Source organism: Bradyrhizobium sp. ISRA436 (assembly GCF_029910015.1).
Classification (GTDB): domain Bacteria; phylum Pseudomonadota; class Alphaproteobacteria; order Rhizobiales; family Xanthobacteraceae; genus Bradyrhizobium.
On the sequence record NZ_CP094519.1, the window covers coordinates 3,970,847 to 3,993,266 of the forward strand.

The following is a 22,420-nucleotide window of genomic DNA, read 5'->3' on the forward strand; positions in this document are numbered from 1 at the left end:
GATGCAGGCGTTGGCGCACTGGTCCATGACCTTGGGATTGTATTGGCTGTAGAGATTGGCCGCGCAGGCGTTGGTCGATCCCGTGACCTCCGGATCAGACCAGCAACCGGACAGGCAAAGTGCTGCGGCACCCAGAACGGCGACCTTGAGCATAAGGCCTCCTGCCACGTTCCACCGAAGTAACCTTTACCGGTTAGGTTAAGTTCTGGTTTCAATTGCGACCTTATCCGGAAGCAGTATTGCTTATCCACCGGACAATTCCCCAAGGTCCGGGCCCACACCGGCAAAGCCGTCAGGCGCTTTCGCTTGGCGGCTTTGTTGTCCGGTAATGCGAGGATATCAACAGGATGGCTCGAAAGCCGCGCTGGTCGTTCAAGGAAGACCGCCGCCTCATGGAACTGGCTCGCGCCTCCAAGTCGCTCGAGGAGGTCGCCAAGGTCACCGGGCGCTCGCCGGACCGAATCAAAAAGATGGCGATGCGACTCGGGCTGTCGATCAAGTCGCGAGCCGCGAAGAAGTAACTGCCAGGACCCGTTGCCGGCCCGGCGGCCCGCTAGGTCCCCCGAGGGGGGCAATCCTCCTTCGCCCGCACGCGAATCACCTTATTATTTCCGGCCTCGGCCGTGCGGGTGCAACTGGTGAATACGAAGGCAACCCGGCTGCACTGCCACTGGGGACCGAGCGCCGCACTGGAGGCCGGCTCCGGCGACGGCAGGCCGAACGACACGAGCGCCGCCAAACCAGCGCATATTGCGGCCGCGGCGGCGAGCGCCACGCCCTTTCTGGACCACAGCTTAGAGATCATCGCTTTGGTTCCTGTCGATCCCAGGCATCTTGGATCGGCGCACCCGATTCCCCTGTGATTGGGATCACAATCCAGGCCGTTTATTTCGCGTTACCCTGATTGCGCCATCTGGGGTCGATACTGCACTGCCGCAAGAACCGTTAGCGCGCCGGCTCGATCACATTGCAGTTGCTCCGGCCGGCCATCACACAGTCCTGTATCTTGCTCGCCGAGGTCAGGGCATGGGCGAGCCAGAGCCCGACCGCGAGCATCACGGCCGCCACCAGCAATCCCACCAGCGCGCCGCGGCGGCCGCCACCGTCGTCCGGATCACCCATGATTGCTCCGGCTCCAAGTCATTCCGGGCGCATCATGACCGCTTTGCCCGCTGGCGTGCGATCAAATCTGCAACAGTCGCACAGTTAAAGTCGATGGGCCGGACATCGATGCCGCAATTCCATTGCACGCAGCGACGGCTTGCGAAAAACTGCTCGCTCAATGGAGCGCGTGTGCGGGGCGTGCCAATGAGCGAGCAGGAAACGACCTACGACTTCCATCGCTACAGGCAGTTGCTGTCTGAAGCCGTCGACGAAGCCAGCCGGCTGCGGCTGATCGATCTGCTGATCAAGGAAAGGGCCCGTGACCGGCTGGAGGCCCAGCGCATGTCCGACCGGATCGCGATGACCGCCGAGACGGTCGCCAAGGTTCTGGGCAGCAGCGGGCGCCGCGCGCATGTCCAGCGCGGCTAGGATATTCGGCGGATGGCGGTGATCGTTCACTCACCGGCGCTGGTCATTTGCCGGATGCGATCATCGCGATCTTGTCGAGGAGCGCTAATGTCAGCGCGCTGATCGGCATCGTTTTGGGCCATTTGCCGCTCACTCATATCTCCCCTGCTTTACCGCCCGTCCTTCGACGCTGGCATTTTCGCCGCCGTTCACTTATTGAAACGCCGAACTGAATCCCCATCCATCACCGAACAGAAAGCAGCAAGGCTTCCTCTATGAGTGGCTTCAAGGAACCGGGTTTTGCCGACCGCCAGAAAGCGGCCCAGCAGGCGCGGCAGGACATCCTCAACAAGTTTCGCGCCCGGCCGGGACCTGACGATCCGGCCGTGAAGGCGCGGGCCGAGGAGCGCGCGGCGATCGCGGAACGCCGCGCCAAAGCCAAGGAAGCCCGCGAGGCCGAGAAGGCCGAACAGAAGCGCCGCGAGGAAGAAGCCGCTGCCGCCGAGGCAGCCCGGATCGCGCGCGAGAAGGAAGAAGAAGCCGCCCGGCAGGAGGCCCTCCTCGCCGAACAAAAGGCCAAACGCGACGCCCGCTACGCAGCGCGCAAGGAACGCGGCAAGAAGAAGCGGTAAGCGCGCAACAGGCCCGCCCCGGCGGCGGGCCTGGCGACGATGGCGTGACGGCGGCGATCAGTTCTTCTTCATCATGCCGTCGTCTTTCTTCATCATCCCGCCATCCTTCTTCATGGCGTCGTCCTTCTTCATCATGCCGCCTTCCTTCTTCATGTGATCCTTGGACATCGCGTCCTCCTTCTTCATCGCGTCGTCCTTGCCCATCTTGTCCTGAGCGAGCGCGGCCGGTGCGAGCGCGAGGCTGAACGAGAGGATCGCGGCCGAGAGGCCGATGCAGGTCTTGGTGGTCATGAGGGTCATCCCTTGTGTGAAGCGAATGTGAAAGCGACGACTGCCGCTCCCTGCTCGACGCGCCGGGACCATCACTCGTTACCTCAATAACAAACTCTTGAACCCGCGATGCCGCTTGAGTGAGCTCACCCGCATGGGTTGAACTGCGACGTCGTCGCGCCGCAGTGTGCGCCGCAGCAACGTCAAAGCTTGCCGGCGCACAGCTGCTCGCACTATCAGGGCGCCTCGAACTATCAGACTAGAGAAGATTCGCGCGAAGACCGGCTATGGTGCGCCCGGCACCGGCCTAGCCAGCCACTCAAGAAGCTCACCAGGGGGAGACATCATGCTTACACGCCGCCACGTCCTCGCGTCCGCTCTGGCCGCACCCGCCATCCTGCGGATGGGCATCGGGACCGCGCACGCCGCGACCACGCTGAAGATCTCGCACCAGTTTCCCGGCGGCACCATCGACAAGGGCGACTTCCGCGACCGGCTGTGCAGAATGTTCGCGGCCGAGGTTGCGAAGCGCTCGGGCGGCGAGATCGCGGCCGAGGTCTATCCGAACTCGTCGCTGATCAAGACCAACGCGCAGTTCTCGGCGATGCGCAAGGGCGCGCTGGATATCAGCCTGTATCCGATGCCCTATGCCGGCGGCGAGCTGCCCGAGACCAATATCGGCCTGATGCCCGGGCTGGTGACGACCTACGATCAGGGGCTGCGCTGGAAGAAGGAGCCGGTCGGCAAGGCACTGAGCGATTTCCTCGCCGACAAGGGCATCCTGCTGCTCACCTGGGTCTGGCAGGCCGGCGGCGTTGCCAGCCGCTCGAAGCCGATCGTTGCGCCGGAGGACGCCAAGGGCATGAAGGTGCGCGGCGGTTCGCGCGAGATGGACATGGTGCTGCAGACCGCCGGCGCCGCGGTGCTGTCGGTGCCCTCCAACGAAATCTATGCGGCGATGCAGACCGGCGCCTGCGATGCCGGCATCACCTCCTCCACCAGCCTGATCTCGTTCCGTCTCGAAGAGGTCGCGAAATCGCTGACTTCGGGTGCCGGCGCCTCCTACTGGTTCATGCTGGAGCCGCTGATGATGTCGAAGGCGATCTTCGACAAGCTGCCGAAGAACCAGCAGGACATCATCCTGGCCGTCGGCGCGGAGCTCGAAGCCTTCGGCCGCAAGGGCGCGCAGGACGACGACGCCGAGGTCGCCAAGGTCTATGAGAAGGCCGGCGCCAAGGTCAGCGCACTCGATGCCGCCACCGTTGGCAAGTGGCGCGACATCGCGCGCGATACCGCCTGGAAGGACTACGGCGCCAAGACGGCGACCGCAGCCAAGCTCCTGAAGCTCGCAAGCGACGTCGCCGCATGATGCATGGTCCGATCGCGGATCAACCGGAAGCCGCACATATGGCCAAGGGCAGCTCGCCCGTGGCTGTTCTCGAGCGCGCGCTTCGTATCTGCAACAACATCATCGTCGTGTTCGCGGCGGTCGCCCTGGTCGCAGCCTGCGTCATCCTGAGCTACAGCGTGCTCGGGCGTGCGCTCTTCCACATGGCCAATTACTGGCAGGACGAGGCCGCGGTGTTCCTCCTGGTCGGCGCCACCTTCATGACCTCGGCCTATGTGCAGAGCCAGCGCGGCCATGTCAGCATCGAGGCGTTTGTCGGCCTGCTCTCGAAGCGAGCGAATAGCGTCCGGCTCTGGCTGGTCGATCTCGCAAGTTTCGCGTTCTGCACCTTCTTCGCCTGGAAGTCCTGGACCCTGGCGCACGAAGCCTATGTCGACGGCCAGGTCTCGAACTCGATGTGGTCGCCGCCGCTCGCGATCCCCTATGGGCTGATGGCACTTGGCATGAGCCTGCTCTGTGTGCAGATCCTGCTGCAGATCCTCGTTCCGCTGACCGGTGGCGGCCGCCGATGACCGTGTTCGGAATTGGCATCTCCTACGGGCTTGCCACCCTGTTCGCGATGTTCTCAGGCATGCCCATTGCATTCGCCCTGGGCGCCGTCGCCGTCGTCTTTATGGCGATCTACATGCCCGCCGCCTCGCTCGATACGGTAACGCAGAACGTCTACGAGGAAATGGCGTCGATCACGTTGCTGTCGATCCCGCTGTTCATCCTGAAGGGAGCAGCCATCGGCAAGTCCCGCGCTGGCCAGGACCTCTACTCGGCGCTGCATGCCTGGCTGCACCGAATCCCCGGCGGCCTCGGCGTCGCCAATGTGTTCGCCTGCGCGCTGTTCGCGGCGATGGCCGGCTCCTCGCCCGCGACGTGCTCTGCGATCGGTTCGGCTGGCATCCCCGAGATGCGCAAGCGCGGCTATTCCGGCGGCTTTGCCGCGGGCATCATCGCCGCCGGCGGCACGCTCGGCATCCTGTTGCCCCCCTCGATCACGATGATCCTGTTCGCGGTCGCTGCCGAGAAATCGCTGGGCCGGCTGTTTCTCGCCGGCATCGGTCCCGGACTGCTGCTGGTGACGCTGTTCGGCCTGTACGCGGTGTTCCGTTTCCGGAAGGAATATGCCGCCGCCCGCGCCGCCTATGACGCCACCGGCAAGGACGCCGCGATCCTACAGCACGACGAGTTCACCATGGCAGAGCGCTTCAGCGCGCTGCCGCGCGTGCTCCCGTTTGTGCTGCTCTTGACCGGCGTGATGATCGCGCTCTATGGCGGCTATGCGACCCCGTCGGAAACGGCCGGTCTCGGCGGCCTGCTGGCGCTCGCGCTGATCGCGGTGATCTACAGCGTGTGGCGGCCGGGCGACCTGTCGCCAATCCTGAAATCGACGATCCGCGAATCCACCATGCTGATGCTGATCATCGGCATGTCGCTGCTCTATTCCTACGTGATGAGCTACCTGCACATCTCGCAGTCGGCAGCGGAATCAATCGTGGCCATGCATCTGCCGCGCTGGGAGCTGTTGTTCGCGATCCTGGTGATGGTGATCGTGCTCGGCTTCTTCCTGCCGCCGGTCTCGATCATCCTGATGACCGCGCCAATCATCCTGCCGCCGCTCCGCGCCGCCAATTTCGACATCATCTGGTTCGGCGTGGTCATGACCATCGTGATGGAGATGGGCCTGATCCATCCGCCGGTCGGCCTGAACATCTTCGTCATCCGCAACGTCGCACCCGACATCTCCTTGAGCGAGGTGATCTGGGGCACGTTGCCGTTCGTGCTCCTGATGATGTTCGCGGTGCTGCTGCTCTGCATCTTCCCGGAGATCTCCACCTGGCTGCCGAACCTCGTCATGGGGTCGGAGGGAGGGGGATAGAACCTCTGTAGGATGGGTAGAGCGCAGCGAAACCCATCACGTTCGTGGGTTTCGCTGCGCTCTACCCACGCTACGAAGCACGACGCTTCTTCGCATTGAGCGCGGAGGCGACGCGGCTTACTGGCGGCCGTCCCAGCAGCCTGCTGACCTCGTTCGTCGCAACCAGGAGCTTCTCCATGTCGACGCCGGTTCTGATCCCCATGCCCTCGAGCATGTAGACCACATCCTCGGTTGCAACATTCCCGGTCGCGCCGGGCGCGTAGGGGCAGCCGCCGAGACCGCCGGCTGCGGAATCGATGACACGGACGCCCTCCTCCATGCCGGCATAGAGATTGGCGAGCGCCTGGCCATAGGTGTCGTGGAAATGCATCGCGAGCTTGGCCATGGGAACGCTGCCGCCGACCGCGCGCATCAGCTCCCGCGCCTTGACCGGCGTGCCGACGCCGATGGTGTCGCCGAGCGAGATTTCGTAGCAGCCGAGATCGAACAGCGTCTTGGCGACATCGACGACCGCCTGCGGCTTCACCTCGCCGTCGAACGGGCAGCCGAGCACGCAGGAGATATAGCCGCGCACCTTGATGCCGTCGGCCTTGGCGCGCGCCAGCACCGGCTTGAACCGCTCGATCGATTCCGCAACCGAGCAGTTGATGTTGGCGCGGGAGAAGCCCTCGGACGCGGACGCGAACACCGCGATCACCTTGGCGCCAGCGGCCTGCGACGCCTCGTAGCCCTTCTCGTTCGGCACCAGCACGTGAAACTCGCCCTTGAGGTGGCCCACGCCGCGCAGCACGTCGGCGGATCCCATCATCTGCGGAACCGCCTTTGGCGACACGAACGCGCCGACCTCAACCGTCGGCAGGCCCGCGTCGATCAGGCGCTCGACGAACGCGATGCGGTCGGCGACGCTGATCGGCGTCTTCTCGTTCTGTAGCCCGTCGCGCGGGCCAACCTCGATGATGCTGATACGATCGCTCATGACTCAGCCAGCGGCTCCACCTCGGCAAGCTCAACGCCCTCACCGACGATGTCGCCGACCTTGCATTTGAGCTTCTTCAGCACGCCCGCATAGGGCGCGCGCAGGGTCTGCTCCATCTTCATCACTTCCAGCGTGAGGATTGGCGCGCCCTTCTCGAGCGTCGCGCCTTCCTCGGCAAGCAGCGCCACCACGGTGCCCGGCAAGGGCGCGACGATCTTGTCCTCGCCGACGTGCTCCTCGCTCTCGCCACCGAACGGATCGACCCAGTGCAGGTCGAAGCGGCCGTTGCGGGTCCGCAAGTAGAGCTCGTGCCCCTCGATCACGGACGCCACACGCGACTTCACGCCATTCAGCGTCAGGTCGAAGCCGCGGTCATCGGGAGACGAAATGGTGAAGGTCGGTTCGCGCCCGCCGACGGACAGCGTCGACGGCCCGTTGCCATAGTGCAGCGTGATGGTCTGCGCTGGTTCGTGGCCTTGCCGCAACGAGAAGACACGCTGGCGGCGGCCGACCGGCATCCAGCCGAAGGTCTGCCAGGGCGAGCTCGCCTCACTCCGCGCGGCCTTCTGCTCCTCGTTCACGATCGCAGCCACCGCTGCACAAAGCTCGAACTCGCCGGCCGCGCCTTTCTCGGCCGTCAGGCTCTTCAGCTCGCGCTCGATGAAGCCGGTATCGATCGTATTGGCGCGCGTGGCCGGATGGGTCACCAGCGCCGAGAGGAAGGGGATGTTGGTGACGATGCCGCGGACATCGGTCTCTTCCAGCCCACGATTGAGCTTCTCGATCGCCGCCTGACGGGTCGGCGCCCAGGCGATCACCTTGGCGAGCATGGCGTCGTAATATGGCGACACGCTGTCGCCGCTGCGGTAACCGGCGTCGATACGCAGGCCGTCGCGTTGCGGCGGCGTCCGCCAGGTCTTGATGCGGCCAACTGACGGCATGAAGTTCTTCCGCGGATTTTCCGCGTAGACACGCGCCTCGATGGCGTGGCCGTTGAGCTTGACCTCATCCTGTTTCAGCGGCAGCGCCTCGCCGAACGCGACGCGTAGCTGCCATTCGACGAGATCGACGCCGGTGATCAGCTCGGTGACGGGATGCTCGACCTGCAAGCGGGTGTTCATCTCGATGAAGAACACGTCCTTGCCGTCGGAGACGAACTCGATCGTACCGGCGCCGACGTAGTTGACCGCACCGGCCGCCTTGCGCGCGGCTTCGCAGACCGTTTCACGCTGCGCGGCATTCAAGGTCGGCGACGGCGCCTCCTCGATCACCTTCTGGTGCCGCCGCTGCAGCGTGCATTCGCGCTCCCACAGCGAGAGCAGATTGCCATGGCGGTCACCAACGATCTGCACCTCGATATGGCGCGGGTTCTGCACGAATTTCTCGATCAGCATCCGGTCGTCGCCGAACGCCGCCTTGGCCTCGCGCTTGGCGCTAACGATCGCAGCCGACAGCTCGGCCGCCGAATTGACCACGCGCATGCCGCGACCGCCGCCGCCGGCGGAGGCCTTCACCAACAGCGGAAAGCCGATCCGGTTGGCGGCGTCGGCAAGAGTGGCCTCGTCCTGGGCTTCGCCATGATAGCCTGGCACCAGCGGCACACCAGCCTTCTCCATCAGCGCCTTGGAGCCTGACTTGGAGCCCATCGCCGTCATCATCTCGGCGGTCGGGCCGACGAATACCAATCCGGCCTCGAGACAGGCCTGGGCGAACTCGGCATTTTCCGAGAGGAAGCCGTAGCCGGGATGCACCGCCTCAGCGCCGGTTTCGCGCGCGGCTGCGATCACCCGCTCGATGTTGAGATAGCTGTCGCGCGCCCGCGCGGGTCCGAGCAGCACGGCCTCGTCGGCCAGCGCGACATGCATCGCCTCACGGTCGGCTTCCGAATAGACGGCGACCGTGCGCAGCCCCATGGCGCGCGCGGAGCGGATGACGCGGCAGGCGATTTCGCCGCGGTTGGCGATCAGAAGCGTGCGGAAGCGCCGGTAGAGTCTTGAGCGGTCCATGGTCACATCCTGAACAGGCCAAACTTCGTCGGCTCGATCGGTGCATTGGCGGCGACCGACAGCCCGAGCCCAAGCACCAGCCGGGTATCGGCAGGATCAATCACGCCGTCGTCCCAGAGTCGCGCGGTGGCGTAATAGGGATTGCCCTGGCTCTCATACTGGGCGCGGATGGGCGCGCGGAATTTCTCCTCCTCTTCCGCCGACCAGGTCTCGCCCTTGGCCTCGATATTGTCGCGGCGGACCTGGCTCAGCACCATCGAGGCCTGCTCGCCGCCCATCACGGAGATGCGGGCGTTGGGCCAGAGCCAGAGGAAGCGCGGGCTGTAGGCGCGGCCGCACATGCCGTAATTGCCGGCTCCGTAGGAGCCGCCGATCACGACGGTGAATTTCGGCACGCCGGCGGTGGCCACCGCGGTCACCAGCTTGGCGCCGTCGCGGGCGATGCCGCCCGCCTCGTACTTCTTGCCGACCATGAAGCCGGTGATGTTCTGCAGGAACACCAGCGGAATGCCGCGCTGGCAGCACAGCTCGATGAAATGCGCGCCCTTCAGCGAGCTCTCGCTGAACAGGATGCCGTTGTTGGCGATGATGCCGACCGGATAGCCCCAGATATGGGCGAAGCCGCAAATCAGCGTGGTACCGTAGAGCCTCTTGAACTCGTCGAACTCGGAGCCGTCGACGATCCGCGCGATGATGTCGTGCACGTCGAACGGCTTGCGCCCGTCGGCAGACACAACGCCGTAGATTTCCTCGGCCTGAAACAGCGGCTCCTGGGGGTTGCGCATGTTGAGCGGCGCGCGCGCGGGCTGCTTCAGCGTACCCACGATGCGCCGGGCGATCCCGATCGCATGGGCGTCGTTCTGCGCGTAGTGATCAGTGACGCCGGAGTGCCGCGAATGAACATCGGCGCCACCGAGTTCCTCGGCCGTGACGACCTCGCCGGTCGCAGCCTTCACCAGCGGCGGACCGCCGAGGAAGATGGTGCCCTGATTGCGCACGATAATGCTCTCGTCCGACATCGCCGGCACATAGGCGCCGCCCGCGGTGCAGGAGCCCATCACGATCGCGATCTGCGGAATGCCGGCTGCAGACATCTGGGCCTGGTTGTAGAAGATGCGCCCGAAATGCCGCTCATCGGGGAAGATCTCGTCCTGCAGCGGCAGGAACGCGCCGCCGGAATCCACCATGTAGACGCAGGGCAGATTGTTCTGCCGCGCGATGTCCTGGGCGCGGAGATGCTTCTTCACCGTCATCGGGTAGTAGGTCCCGCCCTTGATCGTGGCGTCGTTGGCGACGATGATGCATTCGCGCCCAGCAATGCGTCCGATGCCGGTGACAATGCTCGCCGAATGCACGTCGCCGCCATAGAGGCCATTGGCGGCCAGCGGCGACAGTTCCAGGAATGCCGTGCCGGGGTCGATCAGAAGATCGACGCGATCGCGTGCCAACATCTTGCCGCGCGAGGTGTGGCGCTTGCGCGAGGTCTCGCCCCCGCCGCCGGCGACTTGATCGAGCTTGTCGCGGAGCTCAGCGACCAGGCCGCGCATCACCTCGGCGTTATGCGCAAATTCTTGGGATGTCGGATCGATCGTCGAATGAAGCAGCATATGCGTTGCACGTCTCGTTGGTGATACCGTCAGGACTTGCGCAAAATAGATCATCGCGCCGGGCGGCGCGATGCATTGTGGATCTTCACGCCGTCTTGGTGAACAGCTCGCGGCCGATCAGCATGCGACGGATCTCGCTGGTGCCGGCGCCGATCTCGTAGAGCTTGGCGTCGCGCAACAGGCGGCCCGTCGGGTAGTCGTTGATGTAGCCGTTGCCGCCCAGGAGCTGGATCGCATCCAGCGCGCATTGAGTGGCCTTCTCGGCGGCGTAGAGGATCGCACCGGCGGCATCCTCGCGCGTGGTCTCGCCGCGATCGCAGGCCTTGGCCACCGCATAGACGTAGGCGCGCGAGGCGTTCATCGTGGTGTACATGTCGGCGATCTTGCCCTGCACCAGCTGGAACTCGCCGATCGGCTCGCCGAACTGCTTGCGCTCGTGAACATAAGGCAGCACCACATCCATGCAGGCCTGCATGATACCGATCGGACCGGCAGCCAGCACCGCGCGCTCATAGTCGAGGCCGGACATCAACACATTGACGCCGCGGCCGAGCTCGCCAAGCACGTTCTCCTGCGGCACCTCGCAATCCTCGAACACCAGTTCGCAGGTGTCGGAGCCGCGCATGCCGAGCTTGTCGAGCTTCTGCGCGGTGGAAAAGCCCTTCATGCCCTTTTCGATGATGAAAGCGGTGATGCCGCGCGGCCCGGCATTCGGATCGGTCTTGGCATAGACCACAAGCGTATCGGCGACGGGCCCGTTGGTGATCCACATCTTGTTGCCGTTCAGCACGAAGTGGTCGCCCTTCTTCTCGGCGCGGGTCTTCATCGAGACCACGTCCGAGCCGGCCGAGGGCTCCGACATCGCGAGTGAGCCGACATGCTCGCCCGAGATCAGCTTCGGCAGATACTTGCGCTTCTGCGTCTCGTTGCCATTGCGGCGGATCTGGTTGACGCAGAGGTTGGAATGCGCGCCGTAGGACAGGCCAACCGACGCGGATGCCCGCGAGATCTCTTCCAGCGCGACGCAATGCTCGAGATAGCCGAGGCCCGAGCCGCCATACTCCTCCTCGACCGTAATGCCGTGCAGGCCCAGCGCGCCGAGCTTCGGCCAAAGGTCGCGCGGAAACTGGTTGGAGCGATCGATCTCGGCCGCCCGCGGCGCGATCTCGTTGGTCGCGAAATCATGCACCGTCTCGCGGATCGCATGCGCGGTCTCGCCGAGGTCGAAATTGAACATTGCCGCCTGGTTCGAGGCCATGATCCCTCCCTTAGAGATTCATCCTGCAATTAAACGATCATACGTTTTTTTATTGGCTTCGCAAGCCATCGTGCTATGGTTTGCAAACGAACCCAGCAGCACATTGAATCTGCTAGGATTTTGTGCAATAAACATACGGTCGTTCGCTTGTTTCCGAGATATCCGCTGCAAGCCAACACCCATCCGAGGCTTCGATGGCACGCACGATCGGCTCACACGGTCCCAAGACGCTGGAGGCGATCCGCAAGGCCGGCGTGCGCCTGATCTACGAGCACGGCTATGAGGCGATGAGCCTGCGCCAGCTCGCCGCCGAGGTCGGCATCCAGGCCGGCTCGCTCTACAATCATATCAGCACCAAGCAGGATCTGTTGTTCGACCTGGTGCAGGACCATATCAACGATCTCCTGCGCCAGCTCGATCATGCGCTCGACGGAAAGGCCGATCCAGTCGAAAAGCTGCGTACCTTCGTCGGCTTCCACGTCACCTACCACATGACGCGGAAACGCGAGGTCTTTATCGCCAATTCCGAGCTGCGCAGTCTCGAGCCGAAGAACTATGAGGCCGTTGTGGCGCTGCGCGGCGCCTACGAGCAGCGGCTGGCCCAGATCCTCACTGACGGGGTGTCCGAAGGCGTCTTTGAGGTCGTCGACATCCAGGTCGCAACCTTTGCGATCATCGCGCTCCTGACCGGGCTTTGCACCTGGTATCGCCCCGGAGGCCGGTTGACGAAGGAGGCGATCGTCGCAGCCCACGAGAAGCTGGTGCTGTCAGGTGTCGGCGCTGCGCTAACCCGAGCGGGCGAAGTGCGCAGGAGCAGCGAGGGTCTCCGCAGCGCTGTGGCGGGTGAACGCCGGTGACGGAACGCCAACAGTTCGATGACATCGACCTCAGGATCCTGTCCGAACTGCAGAACGACGGCCGGATCAGGATCAACGAACTCGCAGCCCGCGTCGGCATCACCGCCCCACCTTGTCTTCGCCGTGTCAGGGCGCTGCGCAGCCGCGGGGTGATCCAGGCCGTCCGCGCGACCCTCGACGAACGGATGCTCGGCTATGAGGTCACGACCTTCGTCCTGATCCAGCTCGAGAGCCAGACGCTTTCGGCGATCGAGGCGTTTGAGGCCGCCGTGGCGGCGGTGCCGCGCTTTCTGCAGTGCTGGCGGATCTCGGGCGACGCCGATTTCATGCTCAAATGCGTCGCACCTGATGTCAACGACATGCGTCAGCAGCTCCTGCAGTTCGCAAGCCTGCCGAATGTTCGCAAAATCAGAAGCTTTCCGGTCCTCGGCGTCTCGAAAGACGCGCCGTTGCCGATCCCCGGCAGCCTGGCCGCTCCAAGCCCGGCGACCTAATCTCCGGAATGGCCCTAGTGAGTCCAGGGCTCCCAGCGGCGGAACGCGAAATTGTCGGCATAGGCGATCTGGCGAGGCGCCGATGCCTGCGGCTCGATCACCTGGTAGGCGATGCCCTTGCGCTCGCAATAGCCGACCGCTTCTTCCTTGGTCTCGAACCGGAGCGAGAGCTGCTGCTTCATGTCGGTGGACGAGGTCCAGCCCATCAGCGGCTCCACGGTGCGGGGCTGCTCCGGCTCGTAATCCAGTTGCCAGTCCTTGGCCGTGGCGCGTCCCGATTGCATCGCGTTTTTGGCGGGCTTAAAAATGCGTGCGGTCATGGATGGTCGGGCCTCGTGGGATATGCAACATGAAGCGAATGGAGGAAACCGCCGGGATAGTATAGAGACACCGCTCAGCGATGTGATCGGTGATTCCCCATTCCCGGATGTTACCTTCGCCGGACCGATATAGTCATTCTACCGCGCTGTGACAATCTGGGCCTCGGGGGCTTCCCGCGGCCGGCAGCGCGGCCTTCTCGAAAGCGTCACCTCGAAGAAGCGGCCCATGGAAATCCACGCCACCCTGCCCGAAAAAGGACGTGACCTCCGGCTCGACCTGTTCCGGGGAATTGCGAACTGGGCGATCTATCTCGACCACATCCCCGACAATGTCGTGAACTGGATCACGACTCGGAATTACGGATTCAGCGACGCCGCTGACCTCTTCGTCTTCATCTCCGGCTACACAGCATCCTTCGTCTATGCCCGCATGATGCTGGAGCGGGGCTTCATCGTCGGCGCCACGCGGCTGACCAAGCGCGTCTGGCAACTTTATGTCGCCCACATCATCCTGTTCGTGATCTACATCGCTTCGATCAGCTATCTCGCGCTGCGTTTCGGCGATTCCGAGATGATCAACGAGTTCAACGTCGCGGGCCTCGTCGACAACGCGACCGAGACGTTGCGGCAAGGCCTGTTCCTCAAGTTCAAGCCGGTTAACCTCGACGTGCTGCCGCTCTACATTGTGCTGATGGGGCTGTTCCCGCCGGTGCTGTGGTTCATGCTGCGGCAGCCGAACTGGACCATGCTGGCCTCGCTGGTGCTGTGGCTGGTGTCGCGGCATATGGGCTGGAACCTGCCGGCCTACCCCGCAGGAACCTGGTACTTCAATCCGTTCTGCTGGCAGGTGCTGTTCGTGTTCGGATCGTGGTGCGCGCTCGGCGGCGCGCGGCGGAACATGCACATCATCAACTCGCGCTACACGCTCTGGTTCTGCGTCGCCTATCTAATCTTCGGGCTGATCATGACCATGGCCGGACGCTTCCCCGAGTTCGGCGCGATGTTCCCGGACTGGCTCTATTCGGCGTTCAACCCGAACGACAAGACCAACCTCGCGCCCTATCGCTTCCTGCATTTCGCGGTGATCGTTGTGCTGGTGATCCGGTTCATCCCGAAGGACTGGGAGGCGCTGGAGTGGAAGATGTTCGACCCGCTGATCGTGTGCGGCCAGCAATCGCTCGCGGTGTTCTGCGTCGGCGTATTCCTGTCCTTCGTCGGCCATTTCGAGCTGTCGATGAGCTCGGGCTCGCTGTTCGCCCAGATCTTCGTCAGCATCTCCGGCATCGCGATCATGACGATCGTGGCCTACTACATCTCCTGGTCGAAGCGGCAAGACAAGCCGGTCAAGCCGCCGGCCCCCGCCAAGCCGCCGGCGCAAGCCAGGGCAGGCTGACAGGTTGCCTCACTTTCCCGGCGGCTGCCCTTTCCGCGCGGCTGGCCGCTGTCGTCCTCGCTCTGTGCCTCGAGCAATTCCGCGCGCGGAGCGTGATCAGCCGGCGCGTCCGCCCTCCGGCGGGGCCGTCGCCGCGACGATAGTTGTGACGTCGCCAAACGTCCTCATGACCGGCGCAACGACCTTGTGCATCTTGTTCTTCGAAATCAACGTATCGTGCAGCACGAGATGATCGATGCCTGTGGTGAGGAAGCAGTTCACGGCGTCCTCAGGCGTCTCGATGATCGGCTCGCCCTTGACGTTGAAGGAGGTGTTGATCAGCAGCGGCACGCCGGTCAGCGCCTCGAACTCCTTCAAGAGGCGGTAAAGCATCGGGTTGGTCGCCTCCCGCACACTCTGGACTCGCGCCGAGCCGTCGACGTGCACGACCCCCGGAATCCTGTCGCGCCATTCCGGCCGCACCGGTTTTGCGATCAGCATGAAGGGCGAGTCTTCCTCCCCCTCGAAAACCTCCTTCATGCGCTCCGCGAGCACGATCGGCGCGAACGGACGAAACGCCTGCCGGTGCTTGACCCGGCTGTTGAGGATGTCCTTCATCTCGGCCCGGCGAGGATCGGCGAGCAGGCTGCGGTTGCCGAGCGCGCGCGGACCGAACTCCGACCGCCCCTGAAACCAGCCGATCACGCGCTGATCGGCGAGCAGTCTGGCAGTGTCGCGGCAGATGTTGTCGCTGCGCCTGGCATCGATCTGGATGCGCACCAGGAAGTTCTGCAGCGCCGCGGCCACCTCGTTGTCGCCGTAGGGCCTGCCGACATAGGCGTGGTCCATCACGAAACAGCGCCGCTGCTTGAGGATCTCGAGCCAGCCATAATAGGCACAGCCGATGGCGATGCCGTCGTCGCCGGCGGCGGGCTGGATCCAGACGTTCTCAAAGCCCGCCTCGCGCGCGATGCGTCCGTTCGCCACGCAATTCAGCGCGACGCCACCAGCGATACAGAGGTTCTTGGCGCCCGTGGTCTCGCGCAGCCAGCGCGCACGCGCCAGCAGCACGTTCTCGGTATCATCCTGCACACGCCAGGCGATGTCCTCCCAGTGCCGCATCGCCGGGCTCTTCTCCCAGCTACCGCTGTCGAGCACATAGGGCTGCTGGTTCTCGGTAGTCCAGAACGGCACTTTCAGCTTGCCGTCCGTCATCTCGAGCAGGTGGCCGACCTGCTCGCGCCGCCCGTAGGGCGCAAGCCCCATCAGCTCGCCGCACTTGTTCCAGTCACCGAATACATAGGTCGAGACGCGACTGTAGAGCGCGCCGAGGCCCGGCATGTTGTAGAATTCGTCGCTCAGCAGGCCACGGGCCGGCTCCATGAAGACCTTCTTCAGGCATTCCAGCCTGACGTCGTCGAACCTGTAGTAGCTCTCGGATTCGCGCGCCAGCGGGCTGCCGCCATCGTCGGAAGGATAAGATTCCATCGCATCGGCGCGATAGCTGCCGACACCATCGACGATCATCACCGCACCATCCCGGAACGGCGACACCGCGAACGCGCTGTAAGCGTGCGCGAGGTGATGCGAGATCGACACCACCTTGTCGGATCCGGAGCGAAACAGCGGGTGCTTCATCGCCTCGGTCCGCTCGGCGATCGGCAGGAAACCCGGCATATCCTGATGGACCAGCCGCTCTTCCATCTCCGGCACCGGCAGGATGTAGCTGTTGCGCACGACGAGATCGACATCGTCGAGCGTGATGCCCTCGGCCCCGAGGCAATAGTCGATCACCTCCTTGTAGAACCCGGATGCATGCTTCTCCCGCGTGATCCGTTCCTTGGAGATCGCGAATGCGATGGCGCCGTCGCGCAGCAAGCAGGCGCTCACATCATGGTCGTAGCTGTTGAGACCAAGGACGTAGGTGTGTTGTTTGGGCATGGATACTCTTCGGAGGGCGGCTCGCGATGTTCACAGATTACGATCGTGTCGACTTCAAGTTCTCGGCGCGGATTCCTTGACGTTTCAAGTCTCCGATTCTGCGGCGCACAAATCCAATCGATGCAGATCAAGATGAACAGAATGAACGGCAGATGAACGACAAGATGAACGCAGCAACATGATCATCCATCGCAAACAGCACTGTAACTTGACCCGACCTGTTCGTCTCAATAGGCTCACAAAACTCGTAAGAACGTTAGTGAAGATATTGTCTTAGCGCATCCGAACCGATGTCGGTGTCGCGCGTCTAAGCAAGACAGCCAGCATCGGTGCTGATGTCTGGAAGTGATCCGGAGATTCTCGAATGACGAAACGCTACAATGTCCTGACGCGCTGCCTTGCGGCGGTCGCCTTGCTGTTCGTCTATGTCGCGAGTTCGTCCGCCATTCTGTTGGGTGCGACGACCACGCCGGCACAGGCGCAATGGCGCGGACGCGGTTGGGGCTATCGCGGCGGCTGGGGTTATCGCGGCGGCTGGCATCGCGGCCGTGGCTACTATCCCCGCGGCTACGGTTTCTACCGGCCCGGTCCCCGTTGCTGGTGGACCCCGCGCGGCGTTCGCGTTTGCCGGTGGTAACAACCTCCGGTCCCGCGCAAACGAAACCCACAACACGACATCAGGTGCGCCGGTTCCGGCGCACCTGATTTTTTTGTGCCAGGAGATTCCGCTGCCGGGCAAGAAAGAGCCCCGGATAGACACCGGGGCTCCAGTCCACGGGAGAGAACTGCGGAAGCGATGAAATCGACGACGAACTGCCTGCTCCGTCATCGAATGCGCTTACGACCACTGCGTGTATTAAAGCCGCATCTAGCTGTCTAAAGCTGTAGCCCTGAGGCAACAATCGGCTGGAATGATCGGCGCGCCAGGGTTCCGCGGGGCAATGCGACTGGAACCGAGCGAGCCTAGCCATCGAGGATCGCAACCGCCCTCGTCCATCCCGCCGACGCGCGCTCGATCTTCACTGGGAAGCACGACACCATGAATCCGGTGGACGGAAGCTGCTCGAGATTGTGCAGCTTCTCGATGTGACAGTAGCCGATGTGCCGCCCAGCCTTGTGACCTTCCCAGATCAGACTGGCGTCCTTCGTCTCGGCGTATTTCTTCGCGGTGTAAACGAACGGCGCATCCCAGCTCCAGCCGTCGATGCCGGTCAGCCGCACACCCCGCTCGAGCAGATACATCGTCGCCTCGTAGCCCATGCCGCAGCCCGAATTGACGTAGTCGGGGCGACCGTATTTGGCGCCGGCACTGGTGTTGACGACGACGATCTCCAGCGGCGACAGCGTGTGGCCGATGCGCTTGAGCTCGGCCTCAACATCCTTCGCGGTCGCGACGTAACCATCCGGCAGGTGCCGGAAGTCGAGCTTCACGCCCGGCTGGAAGCACCATTCCAGCGGCACCTCATCGATGGTCCAGGACCGCTCGCCCCGGTTCATGGTCGGATGGAAATGCCAGGGTGCATCGAGATGCGTGCCGTTGTGGGTGGAGAGCGAGACCTGCTCGACGGCCCAGCCCTGCCCGTCCGGCAGATCTTCGGCCTTCAATCCCTCAAAGAACTGCAACATGCGGGGCAGGCCCTGCTGATGGTCGACGTATTGAATAGCCGGGTGGTTACCGGGTGGATCGGCCGGAACGTCATTCTGCAGGGGAACGGAGATATCGATCAGTCTGCGCGCCATGGCGGTCCTCGCTGATTGTTCTTGTCGGGCCGCTTTACCCTGCCAGCCCGCTCGCGCGATCGGCAAGCCACATCCGCTCGACCCGGATAACGCGCGCCGCAGGTCAGCGTGCAAGCCAAACCGCTGCGAACGCCGCTGCCTCCCCTTGAACCTTCGGGGCGGCAGGCACGACTGATGAGTGCTGGGGATTTGAGGGCCCAGTCATTCGTACGGCGCCCGCCTGGACGAACATACTCCGTCCAGGCGGCACTGCTGCATTCCACGATGCAATCTCTGGCTTATGATCATGCCGGCAGTGCTGGCCCTTCGGTCCCGATTGCCGCCGGCCGAAGTCCCGCCCCGCCGAGCGAGGTTCTCCTTGAGGGCTGGCAGCAACTCTGCACGGGGGCACCCCTGGCCGCTCCGGGAGGGTCCCGACGATCGTAATGAGATGGTGCCCTTCCTGAGAGAGGGGTGACAGTTCATTCCGGAGACATGGGTTACACAATCGGGCCTTTTGCGGGGAGCGCAAGATGCCCTGGAAGGTGTGTAAACCCATGGACGAACGACTGAAGTTCATTGCCAGACTTTTGGATGGCGAGCAGATGGCGGGGCTTTGCCGCGAGTTCGGCATCTCCCGCAAGACCGGCTACAAGATCCTCACGCGCTACAACAAGACCGGGCTCGACGGCCTCACCGATCGCTCACGCCGGCCATACCGCCACGCCAATCAGCTTCCGGACCAGATCGAAACGCTGATCGTACGCCTGAAGCAGGACAAGCCGAGCTGGGGCGCCCCAAAGATCAGGGAGCGACTGGCCCGGCTCTATCCGGATGTCCACACGCCCGCGATCAGCACGGTGCATGCGGTGCTCGATCGCCATGGCCTGGTCAAGCGCCGAACCCGACGACGCAACAGGGCTGAGGGCACAGCACTCTCTTGGCCGGCCCAGCCGAACGAGCTGTGGTGCGCCGATTACAAAGGCGAGTTCATGCTTGCCGACCGGCGATACTGCTATCCCTTGACCATCACCGACTTCGCCAGCCGCTATCTCATTGCCTGCGAAGCCCTCTCTACCACCAAGGAAGTCTATGCTTTCCCGGTGGTCGAGAGCGTCTTCAAGGAGTTCGGCCTGCCGCGAGCCATCCGCACCGACAACGGCGTTCCGTTTGCCAGTCCCAATGCTTTGTTCGGTTTAAGCAGGCTGTCGGTCTGGTGGCTCAGGCTCGGTATCGAAATCAAGCGGATCAAGCCCGGCAACCCGCAGCAGAACGGCCGCCATGAGCGCATGCATCTGACCTTGAAGCTGGAGGCCACCAAGCCGGCCGCGCAAAACTTCCTGCAGCAGCAGGCCAGGTTCGATGACTTCATCGACGGCTACAACAACGAGCGGCCACACCAGGCACTCAACATGCAGTGTCCAGCCGAGCGCTATCAGCCCTCGTCCCGGCCATATCGCGGCTTGCCCGACCTCGACTATCCGCTTCACGATAAGGCCGCCACCGTCACCACTTGCGGCCGCATCTGCTTCAATAACCAGAAGATCAATCTCAGTCAGGTCTTCGCCGGCCAGACCGTCGGCATCAAGCAAACCGACGACCGCATTTGGCTCGTCAGCTTCATGGAATATGATCTCGGCTACTTCGACGACGAGACTTGCAGGCTCGAACCCCTTGCAAATCCCTTCGGACCAAAACTGTTACCTATGTCCTCGGAATGAAACGTAACCCATGTGTCCGGAACGGACCTGGGGTGAATGGTCGGGGCAGCTGGATTCGAACCAACGACCTGCAGTACCCAAAACTGCCGCGCTACCAGGCTGCGCTATACCCCGACATTTCCGAGAAGCCTTGTCGATACACGCATAAATCGGCGCCAGCAAGGCGCCGCTTGGGGCCTTTCAGCGGCCGTTGAACAGGGGATGCGCCACCCGGTCGCCCGGCTGGATGCCGTACTTCTGCGCGGTCCCCGCGATCACCTCCAGGACGCCCTTCGCGAGCCCCCGCGACGGAATGATCTTCGTCGACAGCGGCTCGGTGTTCTCGGCGATCCGCAGGATGCGGCCGTCGGCGCGAATGAAGATCATGTCGAGCGGGATATAGGTGTTCTTCATCCACATCGACACCTCCTGCTCCGGCGAGAAGTCGAACAGCATGCCTTTGCCGTCGGCCAGCTCCTTCCGGTACATCAGGCCGGTTTCCTTCTCCTGCTCCGTGGTCGCCAGTTCGACCGAGAAGACGTGAACACCCGACTTGGTGACGATCTCAAGCGGCTCGAAAGTTGCGGCCTGTGCCCTCGGGCCAGCCAGCGCGCCGAACAGGATGACGAGTGCGGCCACCAGCAAAGGGCGCAGCCGCCCGGCAAACGAAGCAAAATTCATCGATAAATACTCACGTCGGGGAGGTTGTCCGGGCGAACCCTAACCCGACGATTGCGGCAAATGCCAGAGCCTTGGGGGCAGCCCGGCGGCTCACGTTTCCGTCAGGCGCTCTCGCGGAGTGGCGTTAAGGCTAGTGCGACGACAGCGCAGACGGGCCACTCTCGGGATGGATCTCGGCGGCCATCATGCCCTTGGAGCCGGGCCCGAACCGCACCAGCACATACTGGCCAGGGCGGAGCTCGGTCATGCCGAAGCGACGCAGTGTTTCCATGTGGACGAAGATATCCGGCGTCCCTTCCCCGCAGGTCAGGAAGCCGAAGCCGCGCAGCCGGTTGAACCACTTGACCTGCGCGCGTTCGAGCCCGCTGGTCGGCGTGACGGTGACGTGCGTCCGCGGCGGCAGCATCTGCGCCGGATGGATCGCGGTCGACTCATCCATGGAGACGATGCGGAAGGCCTGATAGCCCTTCGCGCGTTGCACGCATTCGACAACGAGGCGCGCCCCTTCATAGGCGGTCTGATAGCCGTCGCGCCGCAGCACCGTCACGTGCAGCAGGACGTCGGGCCAGCCATTGTCGGGAACGATGAAGCCGTAGCCCTTCGAGGCGTCGAACCATTTGATGACGCCGGAGATTTCGACGAGGTTGGCGGCAGTGTCGCCAAGACCGGAGAATGCATCGATCGCCGGATCGCGCGGCGCGCCGCTTGCGTACTCGCCTGATCCAAGTCTGTTCTGCCCGCTTCCGCTCACCGGCGGTCCGCCGAGCTTCTTGGACTCAAATCCGTCCGACCCCATGACCCCGGACCCCACACATCAATTGCAATTTGCCGTCGTTACGGCGACGCCTGAACACGCTGCTATGCATGACCAACTCACGAGAGCGCTGCGCGAATCTCTCGAATCAAAAGATAACACTCCCGCCTGCCGCGCATAGCTAAAAAACCAATTTGCCGGGAACTATGAACAGGCTTGCACAGCCACGAATCAAATGGACATCAGTTGCCCGCGAACGGACCGAGCGTCTCGCCGATGTCGTGGCGGATCACGAGATCGGCAATGTCGTCCTGATCGGTCGGCTCGTTGTTGATGATCACGAGCCTCGCGCCGCAGTTCTTCGCCATCATCGGAAAGCCCGCGGCCGGCCACACCACGAGTGATGATCCGACCGCGAGAAACAGATCACAATGCTGGGAGAGTTCCGTCGCGCGGAGCATCGCGTCCTCGGGCATCGCCTGTCCGAACGAGATCGTCGCGGTCTTGATGGGATCGCCGCAGTCCGCGCAGTCGGGTGCGCTGCCGGTCGTGTCGAAGAGCTTTTTCACCCACGGGAGATCGTAGGCCTTGCTGCAACCAATGCAGCGAGCGTAGGTCGTGTTGCCGTGCAACTCGATGACGTCGTCGGCCTTGAAACCCGACGTCTGATGCAGATTGTCGATGTTCTGGGTGATGATGCCAGGAATCTTTCCAGCCCGATAGAGCGAAGCAAGCGCCCGATGCCCTCGGCCGGGCCTGGCTGCCGCAAAGGTCGGTTCCATCGCGAAACGGCGGCGCCAGGATTCATCGCGAGCGTCCTGGCTGGCGACGAATTCGTCGAACGGAATCGGCCGGTTGCGGGTCCAGATCCCGCCCGGCGAACGGAAATCGGGAATGCCGCACTCGGTGGAGATGCCGGCGCCGGTAAACGGAACGATGGTGCACGCCTCGGCAATCATGTTGCCGAGTTGCTCGACGCCGCTCCGCAGGTCCTTTGCAATCACGCGAAATGATCCGGTTGGTCACTCCACTATAGCACGGTCCCA

At 63.4% G+C, this 22,420-nt stretch carries 24 protein-coding genes and 1 tRNA gene; 12 read left to right on the forward strand and 13 right to left on the reverse strand.

What is annotated here, in order from left to right:
- Positions 1-347: 347 nt before the first annotated feature.
- Together MTX23_RS18805 and MTX23_RS18810 are read left to right on the forward strand one after the other, a co-directional pair.
- A complete protein-coding gene (locus MTX23_RS18805; RefSeq protein WP_280971703.1) occupies positions 348-521 on the forward strand; it encodes a hypothetical protein in 174 nt (57 codons plus the stop codon).
- A gap of 117 nt (positions 522-638) precedes the next feature.
- Positions 639-863, forward strand: coding sequence for a hypothetical protein (locus MTX23_RS18810; protein WP_280971704.1), 225 nt, complete (start codon positions 639-641; stop codon positions 861-863).
- An 82-nt stretch (positions 864-945) separates the two neighbouring features.
- Here the strand turns inward: MTX23_RS18810 and MTX23_RS18815 are convergent, their stop codons facing one another.
- Positions 946-1,122, reverse strand: a complete 177-nt coding sequence (locus tag MTX23_RS18815; protein ID WP_280971705.1) for a hypothetical protein — start codon at positions 1,120-1,122, stop codon at positions 946-948.
- Between the two features lie 186 nt (positions 1,123-1,308).
- Between MTX23_RS18815 and MTX23_RS18820 the strand changes: the two genes are divergently transcribed.
- Positions 1,309-1,533: a hypothetical protein gene (locus MTX23_RS18820; RefSeq protein WP_280971706.1), complete on the forward strand. Its 225-nt coding sequence runs from the start codon at positions 1,309-1,311 to the stop codon at positions 1,531-1,533.
- 254 nt (positions 1,534-1,787) lie between these two features.
- Positions 1,788-2,144: a DUF6481 family protein gene (locus MTX23_RS18825; protein ID WP_280971707.1), complete on the forward strand. Its 357-nt coding sequence runs from the start codon at positions 1,788-1,790 to the stop codon at positions 2,142-2,144.
- A 57-nt stretch (positions 2,145-2,201) separates the two neighbouring features.
- Here MTX23_RS18825 and MTX23_RS18830 read toward each other — a convergent pair whose 3' ends face one another.
- Positions 2,202-2,444 (reverse strand): pentapeptide MXKDX repeat protein, encoded by a 243-nt coding sequence (locus MTX23_RS18830; protein ID WP_280971708.1) that lies wholly within the window; start codon positions 2,442-2,444, stop codon positions 2,202-2,204.
- A 316-nt stretch (positions 2,445-2,760) separates the two neighbouring features.
- On the opposite strand from MTX23_RS18830, the gene dctP reads away from it, so the two are divergent.
- The 3 genes from dctP to MTX23_RS18845 are packed head-to-tail and all read left to right on the forward strand — an operon-like array spanning position 2,761 to position 5,689.
- Positions 2,761-3,783, forward strand: a complete 1,023-nt coding sequence (gene dctP / locus MTX23_RS18835; protein ID WP_280971709.1) for a TRAP transporter substrate-binding protein DctP — start codon at positions 2,761-2,763, stop codon at positions 3,781-3,783.
- Complete coding sequence (locus MTX23_RS18840) at positions 3,780-4,334, forward strand: TRAP transporter small permease (protein WP_280971710.1); 555 nt, start codon at positions 3,780-3,782, stop codon at positions 4,332-4,334. The genes dctP and MTX23_RS18840 overlap by 4 nt, the downstream gene beginning before the upstream one ends.
- Entirely contained in the window at positions 4,331-5,689 is a 1,359-nt protein-coding gene (locus MTX23_RS18845) for a TRAP transporter large permease (RefSeq protein ID WP_280971711.1), read from the forward strand. Before MTX23_RS18840 ends, MTX23_RS18845 begins: the two co-directional genes overlap by 4 nt.
- A 70-nt stretch (positions 5,690-5,759) precedes the next feature.
- On the opposite strand, the gene MTX23_RS18850 is transcribed toward MTX23_RS18845, so the two are convergent.
- The 4 genes from MTX23_RS18850 to MTX23_RS18865 all read right to left on the reverse strand — a co-directional run bounded on the left by MTX23_RS18850 (position 5,760) and on the right by MTX23_RS18865 (position 11,536).
- Complete coding sequence (locus MTX23_RS18850) at positions 5,760-6,665, reverse strand: hydroxymethylglutaryl-CoA lyase (RefSeq protein ID WP_280971712.1); 906 nt, start codon at positions 6,663-6,665, stop codon at positions 5,760-5,762.
- Complete coding sequence (locus MTX23_RS18855) at positions 6,662-8,671, reverse strand: acetyl/propionyl/methylcrotonyl-CoA carboxylase subunit alpha (protein WP_280971713.1); 2,010 nt, start codon at positions 8,669-8,671, stop codon at positions 6,662-6,664. The genes MTX23_RS18850 and MTX23_RS18855 overlap by 4 nt, the downstream gene beginning before the upstream one ends.
- 2 nt (positions 8,672-8,673) lie before the next feature.
- Complete coding sequence (locus MTX23_RS18860; RefSeq protein WP_280971714.1) at positions 8,674-10,278, reverse strand: carboxyl transferase domain-containing protein; 1,605 nt, start codon at positions 10,276-10,278, stop codon at positions 8,674-8,676.
- An 85-nt stretch (positions 10,279-10,363) separates the two neighbouring features.
- The gene (locus tag MTX23_RS18865) at positions 10,364-11,536 is read right to left on the reverse strand and encodes an isovaleryl-CoA dehydrogenase (protein ID WP_280971715.1); all 1,173 of its coding nucleotides are present in this window, start codon (positions 11,534-11,536) and stop codon (positions 10,364-10,366) included.
- A gap of 194 nt (positions 11,537-11,730) precedes the next feature.
- On the opposite strand from MTX23_RS18865, the gene MTX23_RS18870 reads away from it, so the two are divergent.
- Together MTX23_RS18870 and MTX23_RS18875 are read left to right on the forward strand one after the other, a co-directional pair.
- The gene (locus tag MTX23_RS18870; RefSeq protein ID WP_280971716.1) at positions 11,731-12,393 is read left to right on the forward strand and encodes a TetR/AcrR family transcriptional regulator; all 663 of its coding nucleotides are present in this window, start codon (positions 11,731-11,733) and stop codon (positions 12,391-12,393) included.
- Positions 12,390-12,887: an Lrp/AsnC family transcriptional regulator gene (locus tag MTX23_RS18875; protein ID WP_280971717.1), complete on the forward strand. Its 498-nt coding sequence runs from the start codon at positions 12,390-12,392 to the stop codon at positions 12,885-12,887. The genes MTX23_RS18870 and MTX23_RS18875 overlap by 4 nt, the downstream gene beginning before the upstream one ends.
- 14 nt (positions 12,888-12,901) lie before the next feature.
- Here MTX23_RS18875 and MTX23_RS18880 read toward each other — a convergent pair whose 3' ends face one another.
- Entirely contained in the window at positions 12,902-13,207 is a 306-nt protein-coding gene (locus tag MTX23_RS18880) for an ETC complex I subunit (protein ID WP_280971718.1), read from the reverse strand.
- 226 nt (positions 13,208-13,433) lie between these two features.
- On the opposite strand from MTX23_RS18880, the gene MTX23_RS18885 reads away from it, so the two are divergent.
- Positions 13,434-14,600: an OpgC domain-containing protein gene (locus tag MTX23_RS18885; RefSeq protein WP_280971719.1), complete on the forward strand. Its 1,167-nt coding sequence runs from the start codon at positions 13,434-13,436 to the stop codon at positions 14,598-14,600.
- 96 nt (positions 14,601-14,696) lie between these two features.
- Here MTX23_RS18885 and MTX23_RS18890 read toward each other — a convergent pair whose 3' ends face one another.
- Complete coding sequence (locus MTX23_RS18890) at positions 14,697-16,520, reverse strand: carbamoyltransferase C-terminal domain-containing protein (RefSeq protein WP_280971720.1); 1,824 nt, start codon at positions 16,518-16,520, stop codon at positions 14,697-14,699.
- A 364-nt stretch (positions 16,521-16,884) separates the two neighbouring features.
- Here MTX23_RS18890 and MTX23_RS18895 point away from each other — a divergent pair, with 364 nt between their 5' ends.
- Positions 16,885-17,157: a hypothetical protein gene (locus MTX23_RS18895; protein ID WP_280971721.1), complete on the forward strand. Its 273-nt coding sequence runs from the start codon at positions 16,885-16,887 to the stop codon at positions 17,155-17,157.
- A gap of 326 nt (positions 17,158-17,483) precedes the next feature.
- Here MTX23_RS18895 and MTX23_RS18900 read toward each other — a convergent pair whose 3' ends face one another.
- Positions 17,484-18,260, reverse strand: a complete 777-nt coding sequence (locus MTX23_RS18900; RefSeq protein ID WP_280971722.1) for a cyclase family protein — start codon at positions 18,258-18,260, stop codon at positions 17,484-17,486.
- 512 nt (positions 18,261-18,772) lie between these two features.
- Between MTX23_RS18900 and MTX23_RS18905 the strand changes: the two genes are divergently transcribed.
- Positions 18,773-19,960: an IS481 family transposase gene (locus tag MTX23_RS18905; protein ID WP_280971693.1), complete on the forward strand. Its 1,188-nt coding sequence runs from the start codon at positions 18,773-18,775 to the stop codon at positions 19,958-19,960.
- A 37-nt stretch (positions 19,961-19,997) separates the two neighbouring features.
- Here MTX23_RS18905 and MTX23_RS18910 read toward each other — a convergent pair.
- The 4 genes from MTX23_RS18910 to MTX23_RS18925 form a co-directional block, all read right to left on the reverse strand.
- Positions 19,998-20,074, reverse strand: a tRNA-Pro gene (locus MTX23_RS18910).
- A gap of 66 nt (positions 20,075-20,140) precedes the next feature.
- Positions 20,141-20,620 carry a DUF192 domain-containing protein gene (locus MTX23_RS18915; RefSeq protein WP_280971723.1) on the reverse strand — a complete coding sequence of 160 codons (480 nt, stop codon included), beginning with the start codon at positions 20,618-20,620 and terminating at the stop codon, positions 20,141-20,143.
- 130 nt (positions 20,621-20,750) lie between these two features.
- Positions 20,751-21,416, reverse strand: coding sequence for a cold-shock protein (locus MTX23_RS18920; protein WP_280971724.1), 666 nt, complete (start codon positions 21,414-21,416; stop codon positions 20,751-20,753).
- A 200-nt stretch (positions 21,417-21,616) separates the two neighbouring features.
- Positions 21,617-22,378, reverse strand: a complete 762-nt coding sequence (locus MTX23_RS18925) for a Sir2 family NAD-dependent protein deacetylase (RefSeq protein WP_280971725.1) — start codon at positions 22,376-22,378, stop codon at positions 21,617-21,619.
- Positions 22,379-22,420: the final 42 nt, after the last annotated feature.